The sequence below is a fragment of the Rahnella selenatireducens genome (assembly GCF_046449555.1).
GTDB lineage: Bacteria > Pseudomonadota > Gammaproteobacteria > Enterobacterales > Enterobacteriaceae > Rahnella > Rahnella selenatireducens.
Window position 1 is genome coordinate 267,673 of the sequence record NZ_JBKEZJ010000001.1, and the last position, 21,082, is coordinate 288,754.

The following is a 21,082-nucleotide window of genomic DNA, read 5'->3' on the forward strand; positions in this document are numbered from 1 at the left end:
TTGGATTTAACTATGTCTCTTTACAGCATCGGCGAAGTCGCCCGTATTTGTGGTATCAACCCGGTCACGCTTCGCGCATGGCAACGCCGCTATGGTTTGCTTAAACCGCAGCGCACCGAAGGCGGCCACCGGCTTTTTAATGATGACGATCTCGATTCCATCCGCACCATTCTGGGCTGGATAAACCGCGGTATTCCCGTCGGCCAGGTGAAATCCCTGCTGGAAGGTAAAGTCGAGGCGTTACCCGGCGGCTGGTCGCAGGCTGAGCACCGTCTTCTGACCGAGCTTCAGGACGGACGCAGCAACAAAGTGCGTCAGCTGATGACCGAGCTCGGGCGGGAATATCCGGCGGCCTCGTTTGTGAATAATATTTTGCGCCCGTTGCGTGAGCGTCTGAGTTCCGGCGATTCACGATTGCTGATGCTGCGCAGCCAGCTCGACGGGTTAATCGTTGAACATTCCGTGATGACTATGAATGCCGCTAGAAAACGTCCGGGAAAACTGGCAACACTTGTTGGCTGGGGACAAATCGACAATACAGAGCTGTGGCTCGAAGCCATTGTGCGATGCGAAGAAGGCATGCAGGTTGACGTATTACCGGCTCCGCTGGATGAGCCGCATCTGGAAAATCTGAGCGGTTCTCAAATATTGCTGTGGTCGGAAGGCAAGCTCACACAAATTCAGCGACAACGCCTTCTGAACTGGGTGGAACAGGGTCTGTCGATCATTCTGCTAGGCAGTTCGGCGATTATTCTCAGCGCCGGTGAAAACGAACCTCACGAAGAGCCTGAACCAGATATTTTTCCACGCGATGACAGCCAGGCCACTCTGCAAATGGTGCCTTTGCGCAAAGAAGGAAAAAATAGTGATTAAACATTTTCCTGAACCCGCCATTGCTCCCGACGTTTTGTCGCGGCTTTGCGAATTTTATCGTCATCTTGAGATGAGCCAGCTGCCTCAGCTTTCACGCATCTATCACCCGCACGTGGTGTTTATCGATCCGGTGTCGCATTACGACGGTGTGGACGCGCTCGAACGCTATTTCTCACAGTTACTCAAAAAGGTGAATTATTGCCGTTTTGAAATCCAGCCTCCGCTGCTTCAGGGCGACGAAGCGTCCCTGTTCTGGCAGATGGAGTTTTCTCACCCGTCGCTGAAAAAGGGGCAGTCCATGTTTCTGCACGGCGCAAGCCATGTGCGCCTGAGTGACAACCGCATTATTTATCAGCGCGATTATTATGACCTCGGCGCGATGTTGTATGAACATCTGCCGGTGCTCGGCGGTGCCGTCCGTGCAGTTAAAGGCAGGTTGAAATAATGCGCCGCGTTCTGATTACCGGTGCCAGTTCAGGTATCGGAAAGCAACTGGCGCAGGATTACGCTGCCGAAGGCTGGGAAGTGACAGCGTGCGGGCGCAGTCAGGAAAAACTTATCAGCACGGCTGCCGCCAGTCCGCTGATCGTTCCGTTATCGTTTGATATCACCGATTTGCAGGCCACGCGTCAGGCGTTGCAGGGCGTTCAGGCTGATTTAGTGATTCTGTGCGCCGGAACTTGTGAATACCTGGATAACGGCGTGGTGGAAGCCGAAAAAGTCGCCCGCGTGATGAACGCCAATTTCATCGGCCCGGTCAATTGCCTGGACGCCCTGTTACCAGGCTTAGCAGCCGGAAGTCGCGTGGCGATTGTCGGTTCTACTGCGTGGCTGTTGCCCTTTTCGCGCAGCGAAGCGTATGGCGCATCGAAAGCCGCGCTGGCCTTTTTCGCACGTTCACTGAGCGTAGATCTGGCTCCGCGTCAGATTCACATTTCGCTGATCCAGCCGGGATTCGTGGAAACACCGCTGACGGAGCAGAACAATTTCCCGATGCCGATGATGATTACCGTCACGCAGGCTTCACAGCATATCCGTAAAAAACTGGCGCGCGGTGCCAGTGAAATTGCTTTCCCGCCCCTTTTTGCCGGTTTCCTCAAGGTTGCGTCACTGCTGCCGGTCAGCCTGCAAAAGTGGTTATGTCGAAAAATGGTGAAATAACATGACAACAAAAGTGGCGATCGTGGGAAGCGGTATTTCAGGCCTGAGCTGTGCGTGGATGCTGGCGAAAAGTCAGCCCGGCTGCGAGATCACGGTTTTTGAATCGTCGGCAACCTTAGGCGGGCATACCGCCACGCAGGACGTGATTTCGGATGGCAAAGCGTATGCCATCGATACCGGTTTTATTGTCTATAACTCGCGGACTTATCCGCATTTCATCGCCCTGCTCAAAGAATTGGGCATTGAGGGCCAGCCGACCGAGATGAGTTTTTCCGTGCGCAATCCGGCCACCAAACTGGAATACAACGGACATTCACTCAACAGTTTGTTTGCACAGCGGCGCAATCTGTTCAGACCGAGATTCTGGCGCTTTATTCTAGAAATTCTGCGGTTTAATAAACTCTGCAAAGCCCGGCTGCAGAACCCGCATAATGACGAAGATACGCTGGCCGATCTGCTCGATCAGAACGGTTTTACGCCGTTTTTCGCGCTGCACTATGTGTTGCCGATGGGCGCGGCGATCTGGTCCTCATCGCTGGGCGACATGGCGAATTTTCCGCTGTCGATGTTCCTGCGGTTCTTCGATAACCACGGGCTGCTCGATGTGACAAACCGTCCGCAATGGATGGTGGTGCCGGGTGGTTCGCGGGAATATATCCGTCGCTTACAGGCGCGTTTACCGGCCAGCGTAAAACTGCTGACTGGCACACCGGTCACTCAAGTCATCCGTTCCTCGTGCGGCGTGGTTGTGCATTCCGCACAGGGTGAAGCGCATTTCGATCAGGTGATTTTCGCCTGCCATTCAGATGAAGCACTGGCGATTTTGGGCGAACAGGCCACGGCTGACGAACGCGACATTCTCGGTGAGCTGCCTTATCAGGCTAACGACGTGATTCTGCATACCGATACCCGCCTGCTGCCACGTGAGAAACGTGCCTGGGCGAGCTGGAATTATCAGTTGCCGAATACGATCGGCGACGCCCTGCGCGGCGACATGCGCGATGGCAATCAGTCAAACACACGCCGCGCCAGCGTGACGTACAACATGAACATTTTGCAGGGGCTGGATGCGCCGAAAACCTTCTGCGTGTCGCTCAATCCGCTGACGCCGGTTGACGCCAGCCAGGTGCTTTTCCGCGCCACCTACATGCATCCGGTGCTCAACGTCGCCAGCCATCATGCACAACAGCAGCGCTACCGGATCAATGGCCATAACCGCACCTGGTTCTGCGGCGCTTACTGGTACAACGGATTTCACGAAGATGGCGTTAACAGCGCTCGCGACGTGGCCGAACAACTGAACCTGCAACTTGAACATGAAGACACCGCCGGGCAGGCCGAACGGGAGGCGTCATGAACAGTCAGCTGTACGTTGGCACCGTGCGCCATCGCCGGTTTACGCCGGTAGATCACCGTTTCGATTACGACATTTTTATGCCGCTGATTGATCTTGATGAACTGGAACAACTGCCTGCCCTTGGCGTAAAGCTGGAGCGTTTTTCGCCGGCCAGCTTTCGCCGCAAAGACTATCTGGGCGGCGGTGACATCAAAACCAAAGCACAGGACAGAATTGCAGAACTGACCGGCGATCGCCCCGACGGACGGGTGATGCTGCTTTGTCAGCTGTGTTATTTCGGCTGCTATTTCAATCCGGTCAATTTCTACTACCTTTATGATAAGACCGGAATTTTGCGCTGGATGCTGGCCGAGGTGCGCAACACGCCCTGGAATGAACGCCACACCTACGCCGTGCTGCCCGACGGTTCGCAGCCGGTCCCGAAAGCCTTCCATGTGTCGCCCTTTAATCCGATGGACATGGTCTATCACTGGCGTCTGACACCCCCGGGAAAAGAATTACACATCACTATCGAAAATCACCGCAAAGAACGTGAATTCGATGCTGCCCTGTCGCTGACCGCCCGCCCGCTCACCCGCGACGCGTTGCGCCAGCAATTGTGGCGGCTGCCTGTCATGACCGCAAAAACCGCCCTGACCATTTACTGGCAAGCGCTGAAACTGTGGCTCAAACGTGCACCCATTTATTCTCATCCTCCTGTTGATAAGGACTGATCATGAGCCAACCCGAAGTGCAACTCGCCCGTGATGCGGCGGTAAACCGGCGCAGCAAGGCTGCACGCGCACTGATTCTCGGCGTATTAAAAAATCTCAATGGCGCAGGGTTAACACTGCGTGAACCAGGTGAAGACGCGGTCTTTTTTGGCGACCCGGCAGCGCCTTTGCAGGGAGAAATTGAAGTCCACGATCTGCGGGCTTACCGGCGGGTATTGCTCGGCGGAAGTATCGCGGCGGGCGAAAGCTATATTGATGGCGACTGGACGACGCCCAATCTGACGACAGTTCTGCAACTGCTGGCTGAAAACATGAAGCTGGTGGATAAAATCGAAGCGCGTCTGAGCTGGCTAAGTGCACCGCTGAATAAGCTGATCCACTTTTTCCGCCGCAACAGCCCGGCGCAGGCACGCAAAAATATCTCAGCGCACTACGATCTCGGCAACGATTTTTATCAGGGTTTTCTGGATGAGAAGATGCTCTATTCTTCCGCCTGGTATCAGGAAACGCAGATGACGCTGGAACAGGCGCAGGAAGCCAAAATGCGTCGTTTGTGCGAGCAACTGCAACTGCATGCGGGCGATCATCTGCTGGAAATCGGCACCGGCTGGGGCGCAATGGCAGAATTTGCCGCCCGTGAATACGGCTGCAAAGTCACCACCACGACCATTTCCCGCGAGCAGTTTCAGTACGCCCGCGCTCGTATTGAAAAAGCCGGACTGAGTGACCGCGTGACCGTCCTGTTTGAAGATTACCGCTCCCTGCGCGGCCAGTTCGACAAACTGGTATCCATCGAAATGATCGAAGCCGTCGGGAAACGCTATCTTTCCACTTTCTTCAAACGCTGCAACGCCCTGTTAAAACCGCATGGAAGGCTGGCGATTCAGGCGATTACCATTGCCGATCAGCGTTACGGCAGTTACAGCCGTAACGTCGATTTTATCCAACGTTACGTTTTCCCCGGCGGTTTCCTGCCTTCTATCACCGCCATGAATGAAACCATGACCCGTTATACCGGGCTGGTGGTACGTGACCTGTTCGACATCGGTTTTGATTACGCCCGCACGCTGCACGAGTGGCGCGAACGGGTACAGCGTTACTGGAATACGCAACAAGACGGTGTGCAGGACGAACATTTCCGTCGCCTGTGGCTGTTTTATCTGTGCTACTGCGAAGCCGGATTCCGCGCCCGCACCATCAGCACCGTGCAACTCATCGCCGAGCGACGCGGATGAAAACGTGGCGCTTCTGGCTGCTGACGCTCGGCTTTGATGCCTGGTGGACGTTGGCCGTCTGGGGGCGCGACCGGTTTATCGTTTTTCTGGTGATCAGCAGTTTTCTGATGCTGGCGTTCACACCTTCGCCCCGCCGTTTATGGGTGGCGGTCGTCTGCACGCTGGGCATTATGCTGGATTCACTGTGGTGCATTGCCGGTCTGTTTGAATTTACCGACTCGCAGGCCGTTCCGCCGTGGATGATGGCGCTCTGGTTGGGGTTCAGCGCGTGGTGGCTGTGGCTGCTTGGCGTAATACGTCTCACATGGTACTGGCTGATCCCGCTCGGCGCGGTCAGCGGGCCGCTGGCGTATTTCCTCGGTATGCAGCTTGGCGCAATGCAGCTCATCGCCGCACCGGTTTACGTCTGGCTGGCACTCGCTGCCGGATGGGCCGTCTTCCTGCCACTGGTAAGTCTGCCGGTATTGCTCAGTAACGCCAGACTACGGAGAACCTGATGAAACGTTTTTCACTGCTGGTAATACTGCTGCTGCTTTCATTCTCCACCCTCGCCGCCACGCCGTGGGATCACTGGCGACAGGTCGGGCGCGCCACGCTGAGCTGGGGGCCGTTTGAAGTATACAACTCACAGCTGCTGACGCCGGAAGGTCATTATCAGGCGCAAAAATGGCCGCAGGCGTTAGTGATCGACTACCTGCGCAGCATTGACCGCGAGGAACTGACCAAAGCCACGGAAGAGCAGTGGCAGGCACTCGGGCTGCTGGAACAGGCGCGAAAAAATGACTGGCTGAACCGCGTTGAAAAAATCTGGCCTGACGTCAGTAACGGCAGCGAAATTGTTTTTCTGGCTGATGAGAACGGCGGCCAGTTTTACAGCCGGGCGCCTAACAGCGTGCTGATTCACCCCATCGGCGAACCGTTCAACCCGGCGTTTCGGGACGCATTCCTGGCCATCTGGCTTTCACCGGCCACGCAGTATCCAGATTTACGCAACAAACTCATCGGCGCGACGGCGTCCGATTAATGTTCATCCGACCGGAGGTTTTATGACTGCCCTGCGAAAAATGCTTCTCCCCCTTCTGGCGGCCTGCGCGCTGCTGCTGACCAGCTGCAGCGCCAGCATCAAAGATTACGCACAAACACAGCCGACGCTGGATATCTTCACCTATTTTTCCGGTGATACCGTGGCTTACGGCATGGTGCAAGATTACAGCCATAAACAAACCCGGCGTTTTACCGCAAAAATTCATGGCGATGTGGTGGCGGACACGCTGACGCTGCACGAGGATTTTGTGTATGACGACGGCGAGAAACAGACCCGCGTCTGGCGTATCCGCAAACTCGCGGACGGACGTTATACCGGTACAGCGGGCGACATTATCGGCACCGCGACCGGGCAGTCGGCGGGAAATGCGTTCAACTGGAAATACGTGATGGACGTGAAATCAGGCGGCAGCACCTACCGCCTGACATTCGACGACTGGATTTACCAGCAGGACGAACAGCATCTGTTTAACGTCACGTCGCTGAGAAAATTCGGCGTCGAAGTGGCGCGTGTAACACTGTTCTTTGAGAAGAAGTGAGGGGGTTTGAATTTTTGTGGGATTTGAAATATACCTAATTCCACTGATGAACATTAATCAACTGCCATAACCTGCTGACAGTTTACGTTTTTTCTTCGAACCTCCTGCCCGAAATTTCTGGTCAGGAGGTTTACTTTTCTAATTTCTTCACTCTAGAATTACCGTGAAATACAATATTTCGGCCAGTTCTTGGTTTTTTTGCGATTGAACACGTCACGAATTTTAATCTTAAATTTACACTATTGAGATTCACTCCGCAAAACTCTGGTAACTCTTCATTCTTAAATCTCTTTTACACTTCACTCGCCGTCATCTCATTGGCCATAAACATTTATGTCCTATTTGCAATTATGTATCATCTATCTATCCAGCTCATTTGAAGTAATAATCTTTGATTATTTTTAAGCCCCTCTTCTAAAATCCGTGATCATTTAGAAAACATCACGTAACCAATTAGCATGAAATTAATTTCTGCCAAGGTTTCATACTCAAAACCCACCATCTCTATGGTACTTTGTTTTGATGTTCATCTTCTAACCAGCAGTCTCCACACTTTATAGTGACTGTACTTTCCCGTTCACCTTTATATATTGATGTGGGCTGTCCAATGGTTGTAATGCAAAATTGAACACCGTTTTGATTTGAACTAAGTCATAATCAATTATATAATCACCCGGAATAATTCCTGCAGGTGAAATCTCCAGATAGTTAACCTCGGAAAAAACGAGAGCACCTTTTTCTATGTTCTCTTCTTCACAAAACCCCATTTACTACTTTCTTTTGAAATCCTTGATATTGAATCCACTCTAATTCTAACAATGAGATTTCCACTGTCGATATCAATACCTTTAACTGCACGATCACCTAAATAAAGTCTATTAATCATGGCAACCCCTTTAATTATCTAACTTCCTCATTAAACACACCGTTAAATAAATATCACCTACTCACCTACTTTAATTAATCTATCATTACTAAATGAAAGTTTTATGTTGCCGACCCAAATAACATTCCCATCATCTTTTTTAATTATTTCATTTTCATTCTGAGTGGATTTTAATTGAGTTTTAACTTTTTCCAGGACACTTTTCGTCGATTCCCCGAACCACTCCTTTTCAAGCAGTATTTCTAATGCATTAGTCGTTTGAGTGCTGTTATTAACGCATTTTTCACTATAAGACAGTGTGATCGAGCGATCGATCCATAAATAAGCAAAGCAAACACAAGATATTAGTGATAAAAAAAGTAAAATGGTAAGAATTGCCGTTGTTTTTTTCATAATTTTCACTCTCCTGCTTCTAATGCTTTTTCAGCAAAAGTTCTACATTGATTCGAACTCAACGGATTCCAATTGTATTTATCTCTATCTTTGTTTTTTGCAACATTTTCGGCATATTTGTAAACCTTGTTTTGGTCGGCGTTTGCATTACAGGTTAATTGCGCAGATGTTCCTTTACCTGCTTTAGTGGCTAATGAATCTAGCAACTTATCCATTGAGGCTTCCGTTGGGGAACCATCAGGTCCAATTTCTAGATTAGGGACAGAGATTTTACGAATATTTCCATCTTCTGATGGAAGTTTAGAGCCTATAACTCCCGCCGCACCAGGGTGATATCTTCCATATTCATAATATTGAGTTTTACCTTTTTTATCATATCCGAGAGAGCCAGCATGCCCACCAAGCCATGTGCTCGTTTTTCCTTCAGCATACTCTATTGGATAATCTGGAAATAAAACGGTACATGCAGCCAGACCCAAAGGGTCCATGCCAAGAACCGGATCCAACGCATACCCATATAAATTCCACCCGCCTCTCAACCCAATCGGATCCTGCGTAATATAGCGCCCCTGCATCGGGTCATAATAACGGTGGCGGTTGTAATGTAGCCCCGATTCGTCGTCATATTGCTGGCCCTGCATTCTTATGGGCTGCCGCAGTTTGTACGGGTTGAAAATATCTGTCGCATTGCCCCAGACGTCTAAAATCGCGTCCCATTCCACCTTGCCGGTTTTGTGATTAATCAGCGCAATCGGTGTGCCGAGGTGGTCGCAGTGGTACAGGTGCAGTTTGAGTTCACCGGCTTCCGGCAGCGGCTCGAGCCACGGGGCGAGGTTTTCTGTCTTCAGGCCCACGGAGGCCAGCCACTGCAGGTGCGCGTCGCTGACGTCGTTCCGGCGGATTTCCTTTTCGATGTCGTTAAATCGCTGATGAATATCGCCGGGGAACGGGCTGCCGGCGTCTTCCTCGAGCTTTTCAGCCAGCGAGCGGTGGCTGTCTTCCATCCGCGCGTGCTCGGCGCGCAGCAGCGGGACAAAGCTGTTGGGCTGATAAATGGTATGCAGCTGCGTGTCGCGGTTTTCCGTCAGCACCGGCCGGTCGCCGTCCCAGCCGAACCAGATATTTTGGGTTTCTGTTTCGCCGGACTGCGGATTGATTTGCATGACGTGCTTGCCGACGCGACGTCCGAGCGGGTCATAGATATACCGCGCCTGCGTCTGAATCTGGCCATCCTCTTCCATTTTCAGACGCGTCAGTCGGTGCGCCTGGTCGTAAGCGAAATGGCTGATGGCCCCGCGCGGTGCCTCCCGCCAGCCGGCGCGGTGCGGGCGTTTTTCCGTCAGGTTGCCAAATTTGTCGTGTTCATAAATATACCGCTCATCGCGCTGGATGCGGTTGTGATACCAGACCGGCAGCGTGTCGGCGAGCGGCGTATTCAGGTCGGGGTGCGTGCAGTTGCGGTTGCCGGCGGCATCGGTGAAGGTGGCGAGAAAACCGTCCGGCGAGCTGACGCTGTTCAGACGACCAGCCGGGGAATAAGCATAATGATGGTCGCCGAGTCCGGTGGTCATCTGCGTCATCTGCCCGGCGGCGTTGTAGTGATAATGGCGTTTCAGGTTTGGGTGGCCGTTGTCCGGCGTGCGCTGCGCGGCGAGTTGTCCGGTGAGCGAATAGACATTCTCGCTCTGCCAGCCGTCGCTGAACCGGCGGATGGTTTCGCGGTGCAGCCTGTCGCGGCTGAGTTCGAGCACCACGTCGTGCCCGAGCTTCACGCCCAGCAGGTGCCCGGGGCCGTAGGTCTGCCAGCGGATTTCCGGCAGACCGTCGTAGCGGGCTGAGGCCTCGAATCCGCGCGGGTCGAACTGGTGGCGCACGGTGTGCTGCCACAGCAAATCGCCGTGCGCGTTGCGGATAATCTGCCGCTCGCCGGTCAGGTTGTCATTGTCGTCGTACTGAAAGCGCACGGTGACCAGATGGGTTTCGCTGCGGTGGGCGGTTTCGTTGACGCGTCCGGCGGCGTCGTACTGCCACAGCACGTCGTCCGGGCCGTCGTTTGTCTCCGGTCGCTGCTGGCGGATAAGGTGGCCTTCGTCATCGTAGTGCCAGTGGGTTATCTGCCCGGCGTCGTCGCTGCGGATAAGCTGACCGGCGGCGTTGTACTGATAGCTCTGCACGCGCCCGTCGAAACCGACCTCCTGCGTCAGCCGGTCCATCACGTCGTAGCGAAATTTTGTATCGACGCCGTTTTCATTCACCAGCCGCATCAGCCTGCCCGCGCTGTCGAATTCGGTTTGTCGGGTCAGCCCGCCCTCGGTTTGTACGGTTGGATTACCGCGCTCATCATAGGTTTGTGTGGACTGACTGCAGTCCGGTCGGGTGACGGTGATGACGTCTCCGGTCGCGTTGTATTCCCAAACCGTTTTACCGCCAGCGCTGTCCTCGCGCGAAATCCGTCGCCCGCGCGCATCGTAGGCAAAGCGGGTTTTCATGCCCTCTTCGTGCAGGATTTCCAGCGGCTGGCCGTCGCGGTTGTAGCGGTAAGTCGTTTTGAAACCGGAGCAGTCGGTAAAACTTTCCAGCAAACCGGCTGCGTTCCATTCCAGCGTCTGACGCCCGCCCGCCGCGTCTTCGCTGGCGCAGGGCAAAGCGCTGATATCGTCTGCGTAATGGTAGCGTCGGGTCTGGCGCAGGGCGTCGGTGTCGGCTATCAGACGGCCAAACGCATCATATTCCCTGCTTACGCGGCGTCCGTCCGGCGCGGTGCTGCAAACCAGTTGCCCCTCCTGGTTGTAGTAGAACTGGCTGCGTTTTTCGCCGCCCGGATGCAAAATCGCGGTCAGCGTGCCGCTGGCCGGGTTGAGATGAAATTCGGTGGTGCGCCCGGCGGTATCAGTCTGCGAGGTCAGCCCGCCGCGGCTGTCGAAGGTGCTTTGTACACAACTGCCGTCGGCGTTGTCGAGCCTGACGACCCGCCGTAATCCGCGCTCACCCTCAAAATGATACACGCGCAGCCGCCCGAGGCTGTCGGTGACGCGAGTCTGGTTTTTGCTGTATTCAAACTGATAGCTCAGGCCGCCGGGATTGACCTGAGAAATGACCTTGCCGGACGCGTCGTAAACGTAATGTGTGGCAGGACGTCCGGCGTAGCGGTGGGCAATCATCAGACCGGTATTTTCACTGTGCCAGTCGAACTGCCGAACCATTTCGCCCGCGCGGTCATAGACGGTTTTTAGCTCGCCGCGCACGGTGTAGTCGTAGCGCACCAACGGTTTTGAAGGTAAATCCGGAAACGCGAAATCCTTCGTCAGCCAGACGGCGGAAAGCCGCACGCCGCCATCTTCGCCCCAGCCGGAATTCAGTGCGGGTTTGAAGTCAGGCAGCGTCATCAGTTCAAGGCGAAAACGCCGCCCGGCGCTGTCGGTGACGCCGGTGATGTGCCCGGCGAATTCCCCTCCGGTGTCGCGATGGTAACTGAGCGTATGGCCGAACCGGTCGGTTAGCCCGAGCAATAACCGGCTGGCAGGCAGCGGGCGCGGCAGCACGTCTTCTGCGGTTTCGGGTAACTGCACGCAGCCCAAAATCCACCACGGGCCGGTGGCGTCGTTAGCGACAAAATAATAGTGCGGGCTGTGGCGCAGTGCTTCCGGCAGCGCCTGCCAGAGCTTGCTGAGCGGATGAGCCTCGATTTGTTTATCGACGCCGCCGCGCGCCAGCCAGAGTTTTTCGCTGTGGCTGAAGGCAATCTGGCCGGGAGGCAGATGATGGAAATGAATGCTGCGCCCGGCGTTGTCGTTAAGGATAAGTTCATCGGTGCGGATTTGCAGGCGGATATCCGCCGCCGCCGACCAGCCGGGGCCGAACATGCCGACCAGTGCGGGCGTGTCCGTTTTATAGCTGCTGTAAGCACGCGAAAGGATAAACGGCAGCTGCGCGGGCAGCGCGATATCGGTCTCGCCGGGCAGGACTTTGGCACCGAACGACGGGTTAACCGGGTTGCCTTCCAGCACACCGCCGGGGCAGACGGAACACGCCACGCCGGTGGGCGCACCCATCATTACGCCCAGCGAGCCCTGCACAATCGGGCCGCCAATGGCGGTGTTATCGAACTGCCGGGCAGCGGGAAATCCGGTCATCGGTAAGTCCTTTTAAGTAAAGCGTCCGTGGAATGATTGATTTTAAGGTGGGGTATTTATCGTTTCATTCACGATATAAATACAACAAAATCAATCAGATGGAGGAATTTAAACTTTTAAAAGTATATGCGTTGTGAGGCGGTTCACAGGTGTGAGGAAAGCAGAAAAAGTGAAGGGGAACAGATAAAAAAATCCCCGGCGTAAGGTCAGGGATTCGCAAGAAAAAAATATTCAGGAGGGGTATTAAACCTTCACTTCTTTAATCACCGTTTTGCGGCGACCGAAGACGAATTTACCCAGCGTCACCAGCAGAACGGCGCAAAGAATTACACCTAACGCCACCCATTCGACCGGCGAAAGTGATTCGCCGGCGAAGCCGATACCCAGCAAAACCGCGACTATCGGGTTCACATAGGCATAGCTGGTGGCGACGGCCGGTCGGACGGTTTTCAGCAGGAACATGTACGCGCTGATGGCAATCATCGAGCCGAATACCACCAGATAGCCCAGCGCCAGAAAACCACTCAGCGTCGGCGCGGCAGCAAGATGTTCACCGCTGACACGGCTGGCAACCAGCAATACCACGCCTGCAATAATCATTTCCGCCGCACCAGCCATCAGGCCAGCGGGAAGGGTCAGGCGCGAACTCCACACAGAACCAAACGCCCAGCTCAGTGAGGCCAGCAAAATCAGTGCCGCGCCCCACGGGTTCCCTTCCAGATTGCTGCCGGTATTGAGCAGCACAATCCCGAACAGGCCAATCGCCACGCCGGTCCATTCCAGACGGCTGTTGGGCATTCCCCACAGACGGCTGAAACACAGCGTAAACAGCGGAACGGTGGCGACCATCACCGCAGCGATGCCCGACGGCACCTGCATATGTTCGGCGACCGTCACCAGACCGTTACCGACAGAGAGCAGCAAAATGCCCACCGCTCCGGCGGCCATCCACTGTTTCAGCGTCGGTATTTTATGCCCGCGCAGCAGCAAAAACGTGAACATAATGCATCCGGCAACAAAGAAACGCAGCCCGGCCATCATCAGCGGCGGCCAGCTTTCCACGCCCACGCGGATCACGAAATAGGTAGAACCCCAGATAAAATACAGCGCAAACAGTGCTGCGATTAACGGCAGCAGGGAACGGGTCACAGAGGCAGTCATAGGAATAACTTATTAGCGTGATAATAAAGGCAAACAGTTAACGCTATTGGCCTGATTACCGGCAAGGGAATCTGTGCGATCGCGTCAAAATGTTGCTAAAAAGTTTCTGCATATGACAAAAAATGAGAGGCATTGGCGGTTAACGTAATTAACGCATGAATAGTGTGTTGCAGGAGGAGGTAAACAACTTATAATTCGTCGTTCAAATTTCCGAGGTACTGCACATGAATTCGCTTGGCAAAAAATTATTTATCGCACTGTTCGGCCTGATGGCGATTGGCGCAATTGGTGGCGTGATGGTCGCGGGTTATGCGGTGGTGATTCAGGACGACGCCAAACCGGTCAGCGATAACGACGCCCCTTCCGTGGTTCCGGCGCCATCTTCAACGTCAGCGCACTGATTCACCGCCAGACCGCTGCTGCCACCGTTGCAGCCAGCGGCTCCAGCGTTCAAACAGCATATCCACGCAAATCGCCAGCAGCGCGACAATCACCGCACCTTGCAAAACATACGCCGTATTAAAACCGCTCAGACCGATAATAATCGGCGACCCCAGGCTTGATGTCCCGACCGTTGACGCAATCGCCGCCGTCCCGATATTGATGATCACTGACGTGCGGATACCGGCAATGATCACCGGCGCAGCCAGCGGGATTTCGACCTTTCTCAGCATCTGCCAGCGGCTCATCCCGACGCCCTGCGCAATTTCCCGTGCCGACGCTGGCACCGATTCAATCCCGGCAATCGTTCCCTGCAAAATGGGCAACAGGCCGTAAAGCACCAGCGCAATAATCGCCGGCTTTTCGCTGAATCCCATCACCGGCACCGCCACTGCCAGCACGGCGACCGGCGGAAAAGTCTGCCCCATCGCCACCAGTGTTTCGACCAGCGAGCGGAATTCCTTCCCCGCCGGACGCGTCACACCCACGCCCGCTGCTACGCCAATCACCACCGCAATCAGGCTGGAAACACCGACCAGCAAGAGGTGCGCTTCCACCAGCGAGGCGAAACTTTCCTGCTGATATACCGGCCTGCTGAGCGCGGGAAACATCCAGTGGAACAGGCCGCCCAGCGACGTCATCCCGAAAATCAGCGCCAGTAATATCGCCAGTACCCAGATGAAAGGATCCGCGAGAACTCGCTTTAAACCATCTTTCATACGCCGTTCCCTGTCGTGGTCAGATCCGCAAAATGCAGCACACCGACCGGCTGCCCGTGCTCATCCACCACCGGCAGTTGCTGAACCTGCTGCGCGACAAACTTTGACAGCGCCTGACTCAGGCTCATCGACGCCACCAGCGGTTTTTCATTACCGGCGTAATATTCGCCCTGCCGCGTGCGTGAACCCACTTCCTGCAAGGACAGCAAACGGATGCCCATATCGCTGCCGCCAAAGAAATCCCGCACGAACGGTGTCGCCGGTCTGGTCAGTAATTCCAGCGGCGTACCCTGCTGCACTACCTGCCCGTCGTTGAGCAGCACAATGCGGTCGGCCAGCGCCAGCGCTTCGTCGATGTCGTGCGTCACCAGCACAATCGTGCGGTGCGAGAGTTTATGAATGCGCGCCACTTCCTCCTGCAACGTCGCGCGCGTCACGGGATCGAGCGCGCCAAACGGTTCGTCCATCAGCAACACTTCCGGGTCTGAAGCCAGCGCACGCGCCACACCGACACGCTGCTGCTGCCCGCCGGAAAGCTGGTGCGGATAACGCGTGCGGAACTGTTTCGGCTCCAGACTCAGCAGTTCGAGCAATTCAGTCACGCGGTCGCGGATTTTGGCCTTCGGCCATTTCAGCAACTGCGGGACGGTGGCGATGTTCTCTTCCACTGTCCAGTGCGGAAACAGGCCAATCGACTGAATGGCATACCCCATCCGGCGGCGTAAATCCTGCGCACGAAATTTTGCAATCGGTTCACCGGCAAAGAGAATTTCGCCGCGATCGTGCTCTTCCAGCCGGTTGATCATCTTCAGCGTGGTGGATTTCCCCGAGCCGGACGTCCCGATCAGCACGGTGAATTCGCCTTTGGCCATTTCCAGCGTCAGGTCACGCACGACCGCCTTGCCAGCGAAGTGTTTACTTACCTGCTTGAAATGAATCATCTGCGTGAAGTTTCCAATATTGAGACTGCGAATTTAAAAATGCTGTCAACCACGACGGCCATCAGAACCGCCGGGATCACCCCGAGCAGCACCAGATCCAACGCGCTGCTTAACAGGCCCTGGAACATAATCGCCCCCAGCCCGCCCGCCCCGATCAGCGCCGCGACCATCGCCATTCCGACAGTTTGCACCGCCACAATGCGGATGCCGGTGAGAATAACCGGCAGCGCGATCGGCATCTGGACGCGGAAAAAGACCTGCCCGCGGTTCATGCCCATACCGCGCGCGGATTCAGTCACCGCCTCCGGCACGGAATCGAGCCCGGCAATCACGCCGCGCACCAGCGGCAACAGGGAATAAAGCACCAGCGCGATAATCGCCGGGGCCAGCCCGATACCGCTGATCCCATGTTCGGCCAGCCAAGGCAGCGCTTTTGCCAGCCCGGCCAGCGGCGCAAGCAGCAGGCCAAACAGCGCAATCGACGGCACGGTCTGAATAATATTGAGCACTGACAGCACCGGCACGCGCCAACGCGCATTGCGGTGGCAGAGCAAACCGACCGGCAGGCCGATCAGCACCGCAGGCATCAGCGTGCCGAACAAAATCCCCAGATGCTGCCAGAGTGCGTCGTTAAAAACGTCCGAGCGGTTATCGTACTCTTTGAGCAGCGACAGCTCCGAAAGCTGGCCGTAAAACAGCAGTAAAACCACCGGAATCAGCATCTGGATATTGAGCAAAATACGCAGGGTGTGATTACGGGTAAACCGGGAAATGGCGTCGGAGGCAATCAGCAGACACAGCGCCGCTGCCGCCCAGAAACCGCCGCCGAGCGAGGTGCGCGCAATGCTGTCTTCGTTGCCACCGGTCAGTTGCACCGCGGTGTGTCCAGCCAGCCAGACCAGCGCCGCCAGCAGAATCTCAGCCAGCAGCATCACCAGTAAATGGCTGCGGCCAAACAACGTAAGAAAAGCGCTCACCACCAGCAATATCAGCGGCAGAAGCACGAAAAAGGTATAACCGTGGAGCAGCGAGGCCAGTGAAATGCCCTGTCCCGACACCAGCCGGTTAGGCGCATGACTAAGAAAGGCCAGTCCGTAACCGGCCAGCAATAACAGGAAAACCAGCGTCAGCAATACGCGGTTTTTAACGGGTGAATGATGAGCCAAAACGTTACCTGATTTCAGTGAACACGGCCCGAAGGCCGCGTTCAGGGCGTCACTGCCCGATTATTTTTTAACGAAACCTTTGTCCTGCAAATACTTCGCCGCGACCTTCTTCGCATCCTGACCATCAACCGCAATTTTCGCATTCAGCGTTTGCAGCGTTTTGGTATCGAGGGAAGCAAAGACCGGTTTCAGCAGATCAGGAATGTTCGGATGCGCTTTCAGTGCGGCTTCGCGGATGATCGGCGCTGGCGCATAAATGGGCTGCACGCCTTTCGGATCTTCCAGCGTTTGCAGGCCGAGCGCGGCCACCGGGCCGTCGGTGCCATACGCCATCGCCGCGTTCACACCGGACGTTTTTTCCGCCGCCGCTTTTATGGTTACCGCCGTATCACCGCCCGCCAGCGACAACAGTTGTTGCTGATTCAGCTTGAAGCCGTAGGCATTTTCAAACGCCGGTAATGCATCCGGACGCTCGATAAATTCTGCCGACGCCGCCAGTTTGAAATCCCCGCCGCTGCTGATGAATTTGCCTAAATCGGCCAGCGATTTCAGATCATGCGCACTCGCCACATCCTGACGCACCGCGATAGTCCAGGTGTTATTCGCCGGAGACGGATCAAGCCAGACAATCTTGTTCTGGTCGTAATCGAGTTTTTTCACTTTATCGAAACCGGCCTGCGCATTTTTCCACGCCGGATCTTTTTCATCAGAGAAGAAGAACGCGCCATTCCCGGTGTATTCCGGGTAAATATCGATTTCCCCGGCGGTGATCGCACCGCGCACCACTTTGGTCGTACCCAGCTGCAATTTATTGGTGGTGTGAACGCCGTTGGCTTCCAGCACCTGAATAATGATGTTACCCAGCAAAGACCCTTCGGTATCGATTTTCGAGCCAACGCGCACCGTATCGTCTGCCGCGTGCGCGGTGAAACTGATGGCCGACAGCGCCAGCATTGCTGCGGTCAGTCCCCGCACCCGCCCTTTTATTGCAGTCATGGTATGTCCTCTTATTGATTTTTTTAAGATTGTGTCGCCGGGCGACAGACTTTCAAATTGGCTTTCATCAGTGAAAACAGCGTGCTAACAAGGATAGTCCAATTTTGCGCAGGCTGAAGAAGGGTAATGCAAAACCCCGGATTGCCGTATTGCCAAAAACTGCAAAGTATTTTCAATAAATTAGCATTGAATCAAGGCGCTAAGCGGGCGCGCCAAAACGTCGGTTTAATGATGAGGATTGGGTCTTAGATCACTTAGCTTTAACTTATAGCCATTTGTTTTACCTATCGCTGAATCAGGACTTGTGACCGGCATCACCTCGCCTCTATGCTGGTTTTTTTGTCAAAAAGCGTAAACACAACAATGTCTGATTCAATTGCGGCCTCTCCCGCCGCCTCTTCAGGGGATTACAACGCAGATTCTGCGTCTGACAAGCCGGTGGTGATTCGTTCCGCTGCCGATATTACTCAGTTAGTGAACCGTGGCGCCGCGAAAATAAGCGACGCGCGCATCGTGATTGCTATCGCACTCGGCGGCGTTTTCCTCGACGCTTACGACCTCGGCGCGCTGGCTTTCGGGATGAAAGATATCACCCGCCAGTTCAGTCTGACGCCTTCCGGAGCGGGCTTTGTGGCTTCCGCGATCACCTTCGGGGCGATTGTCGGCGCGCTTTTTGGCGGCTATCTGACCGACAAGATTGGCCGTTACCGCGTCTTTATGGCCGACATGTTCTTCTTCGTGATTGCCGCACTGGCCTGTGCTTTTGCGCCGAACGAATGGGTGCTCGGCGGCTCGCGCTTTGTGATGGGCCTCGGCGTCGGGATCGATTTACCGGTCGCGATGGCGTTTCTGGCGGAATTCTCCAAGCTTCAGGGGCGCGGCAATAAAGCCTCGCGCGTGGCGATGTGGTGCCCGACGTGGTACGCCGCCATCAGCGTTTCCTATTTGCTGGTTCTGCTGCTTTACGCGGTATTGCCCGCAACGCACACCGACTGGCTGTGGCGTTTAATTCTCGGTTTTGGCGCGGTTCCGGCCATTCTGATTATCGCTATCCGTCACCGTTATATGAATGAATCACCGGTCTGGGCGGCAAATCAGGGCGACCTGCAAAGTGCAGCAGCTATCCTGCGTAAATCCTACAACATTAATGCGGTGGTTGCAGATGACGCAGACAAAACGCCGCAGGTGAAGGTGCGTAAAGCCGCCTGGCGCAACTACGGCACGCTGTTACAGGGCGTTTACCTGCGCCGTACCGTGCTGGCGACGGTGACTGCCGTCGCATCGTCATTTGCCTACAACGCCGTGGCGTTCGGTCTGCCGGTGATTCTGTCGAGCTTCCTGCAACAATCGATGATCAGCACTATTTTGTTCTCGCTCGGCCTGAACCTTTGCTTCGCGTTTGTCGGCGGCCTGATTGCCGTGCGCTATGTGTCTAAATTTGGCGCATGGAAAATGACTTACGCCGGTTACGCCTGCCAGCTCGTCGCGATGATCGGTCTGGCGCTGGTTGGCCGTCCGGCCGACGGTGGTGAAGCGGCAATTTCCATCGCGATGCTGGCGTTGTTCTTGTTCGGTCAGGGCTTCGGCCCGGGTTCGCACACCATGACATTTGCCTCGCTAAGCTACCCGACGTCGCTGCGCGGCATGGGTGTCGGTTTCAACCAGACGCTGATGCGTTCCAGTTCAACGGTTTCCCTGTTCCTGTTCCCAGTGCTATCCGCCGCATTAGGCACAGGCGTGTTTTGGGTGATCGCGCTAGCGCCGCTGGCAGGGCTTATCGTGCTGACAGCAATACGCTGGGAGCCATCGGGGTATGACGTAGATGCTGAGGATTTTGATGTGCCGGTGCCGCGGCACTGACGGCTTAACATCTTTCAGAAAGGTGAAATTTTCTGAGCGCGCCAGATAACATTCTTCAAATATTACAATCATTTGGTTTGCTCCTCCCCCTGCGAAGGGGGAGGTTGGGAGGGGGTTTTGCAAACAACTCAGCTTTAAAGTTGCCATTTCGAACCCCATCCCGTCCTTCCCCTTGCCAAGGGGAAGGTGCAAATCAAAACCAGCCAGCACCAATCTTTCGAATTAAATAGCCATTGGCCGGTTTCGGCGCGAAAGCTCGCGTGATAACCGTTATTAAAAAACCGAAATATTCTCGATCCCTTAAAGCCAGTTTGGGTGCCAGCTCCGACTTCAGATCACCGCACTTCTCGGCGCAAACACAAACCCGATTCCATTCTCGATCATCGCCCCGACCAGCTCAAATCCGCCATTCGGTTTCCCTTTTGCGTATTCCAGTTCACTGGTAAATATCGGGCTGACCCAGAACTGATTCACCGGATCGCCGTAGATCTTTGGCATGTCCATTTTATCGGCCGGGCCGCACAGGGCGGAGGAAATGACGTGGCCTTCGAATCCCAACGGAGCCATCGGGGACATCAGTGTGTGGCCTTCGCCGAGCCAGCTGAGCGTGGTCCACGGGATTTGCGCATAACCGGACAGCGCGCTCGCCATCTGCACGGCGTTTTCTTCGGTGACGTATTCTTTCCCGACGGAAAATGCCAGTTCAATGCGGCGGTGCTTTTCGGCTTCATCGTTGAAAATGATGTCGATTTGCGGCATCGGGCGGATGCTCATACCGACGGTGAAGAAGTAATAATTCTCATCGTCTTCGTGCTGGGAAATCGCCATCGGAGGCCAGCTGCCCTGGTTAATCAGATAATACTTCAGCGAAGGGCCAAAGCGTTCTTCGTAGGATTCGAGCAGTTTGCGCTGGATTTTCGGCCACGGATTGCTGAATTCATTTTGCCAGTCACGCCAGAATAAACGGGTCTTTTCTGCCAGCTCGCACTGCGTATTCGTCGAGGCGGAACCAAGCGGGAAAGTCAGCGGGTTCTGCGCGATGCACCCGGCGGAATAACACACCGAGTGATCGATATACAAACTCCAGCCAGGGATCACCGCCAGCAGCAACCCCTGATACCACAACGCCGCGCCGTCATCGCTTTCGTTCCACAGAATCTGAATCTGCGACGGATCCAGCGGCGCTTCGCCTTCCAGATTGCGGCAGTAAGGCGCGGCGAGCAGTGGCGCGATGCCCTGTTCGGTGGCGGCGGTATCATCGTGCAAAGGTGCAGGCACCAGGTTACGCACCCAGCAGGCACGCATTTTCGGAAAGCGGTCACGCAAATCTTCGCGGGCGAAAATATAGAAATACACCACGCGGTTGTCCTGTTCGACCAGCGCGGTCAGGGTTTGTTTGTCGTTACTGACTTCAGCAACAATGTCGGACTGGCGCATATGACCTCGGCAATATTAGGAAGCTTA

18 protein-coding genes and 2 pseudogenes are annotated in these 21,082 nt (G+C 55.0%); 11 read left to right on the plus strand and 9 right to left on the minus strand.

The genetic code is table 11. The features are described from left to right. The first annotated feature begins 12 nt into the window (after positions 1–12). The 9 genes from ACLBVC_RS01295 to ACLBVC_RS01335 are packed head-to-tail and all read left to right on the plus strand — an operon-like array spanning position 13 to position 6,922. Positions 13–873: a MerR family transcriptional regulator gene (locus ACLBVC_RS01295; protein WP_410147647.1), complete on the plus strand. Its 861-nt coding sequence runs from the start codon at positions 13–15 to the stop codon at positions 871–873. Then, positions 866–1,318, plus strand: a complete 453-nt coding sequence (locus ACLBVC_RS01300) for a nuclear transport factor 2 family protein (protein ID WP_410147648.1) — start codon at positions 866–868, stop codon at positions 1,316–1,318. The genes ACLBVC_RS01295 and ACLBVC_RS01300 overlap by 8 nt, the downstream gene beginning before the upstream one ends. Further along, positions 1,318–2,034, plus strand: coding sequence for an SDR family NAD(P)-dependent oxidoreductase (locus ACLBVC_RS01305; RefSeq protein WP_410147650.1), 717 nt, complete (start codon positions 1,318–1,320; stop codon positions 2,032–2,034). The genes ACLBVC_RS01300 and ACLBVC_RS01305 overlap by 1 nt, the downstream gene beginning before the upstream one ends. A gap of 1 nt (position 2,035) precedes the next feature. Then, on the plus strand, positions 2,036–3,391 hold the full coding sequence (locus tag ACLBVC_RS01310) for an NAD(P)/FAD-dependent oxidoreductase (RefSeq protein ID WP_410147651.1): 1,356 nt from the start codon (positions 2,036–2,038) through the stop codon (positions 3,389–3,391). Next, positions 3,388–4,104 carry a DUF1365 domain-containing protein gene (locus ACLBVC_RS01315; protein ID WP_410147653.1) on the plus strand — a complete coding sequence of 239 codons (717 nt, stop codon included), beginning with the start codon at positions 3,388–3,390 and terminating at the stop codon, positions 4,102–4,104. The genes ACLBVC_RS01310 and ACLBVC_RS01315 overlap by 4 nt, the downstream gene beginning before the upstream one ends. 2 nt (positions 4,105–4,106) lie before the next feature. Beyond that, complete coding sequence (locus ACLBVC_RS01320; RefSeq protein ID WP_410147654.1) at positions 4,107–5,339, plus strand: class I SAM-dependent methyltransferase; 1,233 nt, start codon at positions 4,107–4,109, stop codon at positions 5,337–5,339. After that, positions 5,336–5,836: a DUF2878 domain-containing protein gene (locus ACLBVC_RS01325; RefSeq protein WP_410147655.1), complete on the plus strand. Its 501-nt coding sequence runs from the start codon at positions 5,336–5,338 to the stop codon at positions 5,834–5,836. Before ACLBVC_RS01320 ends, ACLBVC_RS01325 begins: the two co-directional genes overlap by 4 nt. Further along, on the plus strand, positions 5,836–6,363 hold the full coding sequence (locus ACLBVC_RS01330; RefSeq protein WP_410147656.1) for a chalcone isomerase family protein: 528 nt from the start codon (positions 5,836–5,838) through the stop codon (positions 6,361–6,363). The genes ACLBVC_RS01325 and ACLBVC_RS01330 overlap by 1 nt, the downstream gene beginning before the upstream one ends. A 22-nt stretch (positions 6,364–6,385) precedes the next feature. Next, entirely contained in the window at positions 6,386–6,922 is a 537-nt protein-coding gene (locus ACLBVC_RS01335) for a DUF3833 domain-containing protein (protein ID WP_410147657.1), read from the plus strand. A gap of 554 nt (positions 6,923–7,476) precedes the next feature. Here ACLBVC_RS01335 and ACLBVC_RS01340 read toward each other — a convergent pair. The 4 genes and pseudogenes from ACLBVC_RS01340 to yedA form a co-directional block, all read right to left on the minus strand. Next, positions 7,477–7,808: pseudogene (locus ACLBVC_RS01340) on the minus strand (DUF6258 family protein). Positions 7,809–7,865: 57 nt separating this feature from the next. Then, the gene (locus ACLBVC_RS01345; protein ID WP_410147658.1) at positions 7,866–8,201 is read right to left on the minus strand and encodes an Imm58 family immunity protein; all 336 of its coding nucleotides are present in this window, start codon (positions 8,199–8,201) and stop codon (positions 7,866–7,868) included. 5 nt (positions 8,202–8,206) lie between these two features. Further along, the gene (locus ACLBVC_RS01350; protein ID WP_410147660.1) at positions 8,207–12,334 is read right to left on the minus strand and encodes an RHS repeat-associated core domain-containing protein; all 4,128 of its coding nucleotides are present in this window, start codon (positions 12,332–12,334) and stop codon (positions 8,207–8,209) included. A 243-nt stretch (positions 12,335–12,577) separates the two neighbouring features. Beyond that, positions 12,578–13,495, minus strand: coding sequence for a drug/metabolite exporter YedA (gene yedA / locus ACLBVC_RS01355; protein WP_410147662.1), 918 nt, complete (start codon positions 13,493–13,495; stop codon positions 12,578–12,580). A 224-nt stretch (positions 13,496–13,719) separates the two neighbouring features. Here yedA and ACLBVC_RS01360 point away from each other — a divergent pair. Then, positions 13,720–13,821: pseudogene (locus ACLBVC_RS01360) on the plus strand (hypothetical protein); the annotation flags it as partial. A gap of 63 nt (positions 13,822–13,884) precedes the next feature. Here ACLBVC_RS01360 and ACLBVC_RS01365 read toward each other — a convergent pair. Genes ACLBVC_RS01365 through osmF form a run of 4 tightly spaced genes read right to left on the minus strand, consistent with a single transcriptional unit; the run spans position 13,885 to position 17,758 of the window. Beyond that, positions 13,885–14,655 (minus strand): ABC transporter permease, encoded by a 771-nt coding sequence (locus ACLBVC_RS01365; protein ID WP_410147663.1) that lies wholly within the window; start codon positions 14,653–14,655, stop codon positions 13,885–13,887. Continuing rightward, the gene (locus ACLBVC_RS01370; protein WP_410147664.1) at positions 14,652–15,596 is read right to left on the minus strand and encodes an ABC transporter ATP-binding protein; all 945 of its coding nucleotides are present in this window, start codon (positions 15,594–15,596) and stop codon (positions 14,652–14,654) included. The genes ACLBVC_RS01365 and ACLBVC_RS01370 overlap by 4 nt, the downstream gene beginning before the upstream one ends. After that, the gene (locus ACLBVC_RS01375) at positions 15,593–16,762 is read right to left on the minus strand and encodes an ABC transporter permease (RefSeq protein ID WP_410147665.1); all 1,170 of its coding nucleotides are present in this window, start codon (positions 16,760–16,762) and stop codon (positions 15,593–15,595) included. Before ACLBVC_RS01375 ends, ACLBVC_RS01370 begins: the two co-directional genes overlap by 4 nt. A 60-nt stretch (positions 16,763–16,822) precedes the next feature. Beyond that, complete coding sequence (gene osmF / locus ACLBVC_RS01380) at positions 16,823–17,758, minus strand: glycine betaine ABC transporter substrate-binding protein OsmF (RefSeq protein ID WP_410147666.1); 936 nt, start codon at positions 17,756–17,758, stop codon at positions 16,823–16,825. Positions 17,759–18,121: 363 nt separating this feature from the next. On the opposite strand from osmF, the gene ACLBVC_RS01385 reads away from it, so the two are divergent. Then, the gene (locus ACLBVC_RS01385; RefSeq protein WP_410147667.1) at positions 18,122–19,618 is read left to right on the plus strand and encodes an MFS transporter; all 1,497 of its coding nucleotides are present in this window, start codon (positions 18,122–18,124) and stop codon (positions 19,616–19,618) included. 330 nt (positions 19,619–19,948) lie between these two features. Here ACLBVC_RS01385 and ACLBVC_RS01390 read toward each other — a convergent pair whose 3' ends face one another. Continuing rightward, on the minus strand, positions 19,949–21,055 hold the full coding sequence (locus ACLBVC_RS01390) for a suppressor of fused domain protein (RefSeq protein WP_410147668.1): 1,107 nt from the start codon (positions 21,053–21,055) through the stop codon (positions 19,949–19,951). Positions 21,056–21,082 lie beyond the last annotated feature (27 nt).

What these genes read in the sequence shown, in the direction of transcription:
- ACLBVC_RS01295 (WP_410147647.1), top strand. Translation starts at nt 13, where the DNA reads ATGTCTCTTTACAGCATCGGCGAAGTCGCCCGTATTTGTGGTATCAAC.
- ACLBVC_RS01330 (WP_410147656.1), top strand. Translation starts at nt 5,836, where the DNA reads ATGAAACGTTTTTCACTGCTGGTAATACTGCTGCTGCTTTCATTCTCC.
- ACLBVC_RS01385 (WP_410147667.1), top strand. Translation starts at nt 18,122, where the DNA reads ATGTCTGATTCAATTGCGGCCTCTCCCGCCGCCTCTTCAGGGGATTAC.
- ACLBVC_RS01325 (WP_410147655.1), top strand. Translation starts at nt 5,336, where the DNA reads ATGAAAACGTGGCGCTTCTGGCTGCTGACGCTCGGCTTTGATGCCTGG.
- ACLBVC_RS01305 (WP_410147650.1), top strand. Translation starts at nt 1,318, where the DNA reads ATGCGCCGCGTTCTGATTACCGGTGCCAGTTCAGGTATCGGAAAGCAA.
- ACLBVC_RS01390 (WP_410147668.1), bottom strand. Translation starts at nt 21,055, where the DNA reads ATGCGCCAGTCCGACATTGTTGCTGAAGTCAGTAACGACAAACAAACC.
- ACLBVC_RS01345 (WP_410147658.1), bottom strand. Translation starts at nt 8,201, where the DNA reads ATGAAAAAAACAACGGCAATTCTTACCATTTTACTTTTTTTATCACTA.
- ACLBVC_RS01370 (WP_410147664.1), bottom strand. Translation starts at nt 15,596, where the DNA reads ATGATTCATTTCAAGCAGGTAAGTAAACACTTCGCTGGCAAGGCGGTC.
- ACLBVC_RS01365 (WP_410147663.1), bottom strand. Translation starts at nt 14,655, where the DNA reads ATGAAAGATGGTTTAAAGCGAGTTCTCGCGGATCCTTTCATCTGGGTA.
- ACLBVC_RS01350 (WP_410147660.1), bottom strand. Translation starts at nt 12,334, where the DNA reads ATGACCGGATTTCCCGCTGCCCGGCAGTTCGATAACACCGCCATTGGC.
- ACLBVC_RS01315 (WP_410147653.1), top strand. Translation starts at nt 3,388, where the DNA reads ATGAACAGTCAGCTGTACGTTGGCACCGTGCGCCATCGCCGGTTTACG.
- ACLBVC_RS01310 (WP_410147651.1), top strand. Translation starts at nt 2,036, where the DNA reads ATGACAACAAAAGTGGCGATCGTGGGAAGCGGTATTTCAGGCCTGAGC.
- ACLBVC_RS01335 (WP_410147657.1), top strand. Translation starts at nt 6,386, where the DNA reads ATGACTGCCCTGCGAAAAATGCTTCTCCCCCTTCTGGCGGCCTGCGCG.
- ACLBVC_RS01320 (WP_410147654.1), top strand. Translation starts at nt 4,107, where the DNA reads ATGAGCCAACCCGAAGTGCAACTCGCCCGTGATGCGGCGGTAAACCGG.
- osmF (WP_410147666.1), bottom strand. Translation starts at nt 17,758, where the DNA reads ATGACTGCAATAAAAGGGCGGGTGCGGGGACTGACCGCAGCAATGCTG.
- yedA (WP_410147662.1), bottom strand. Translation starts at nt 13,495, where the DNA reads ATGACTGCCTCTGTGACCCGTTCCCTGCTGCCGTTAATCGCAGCACTG.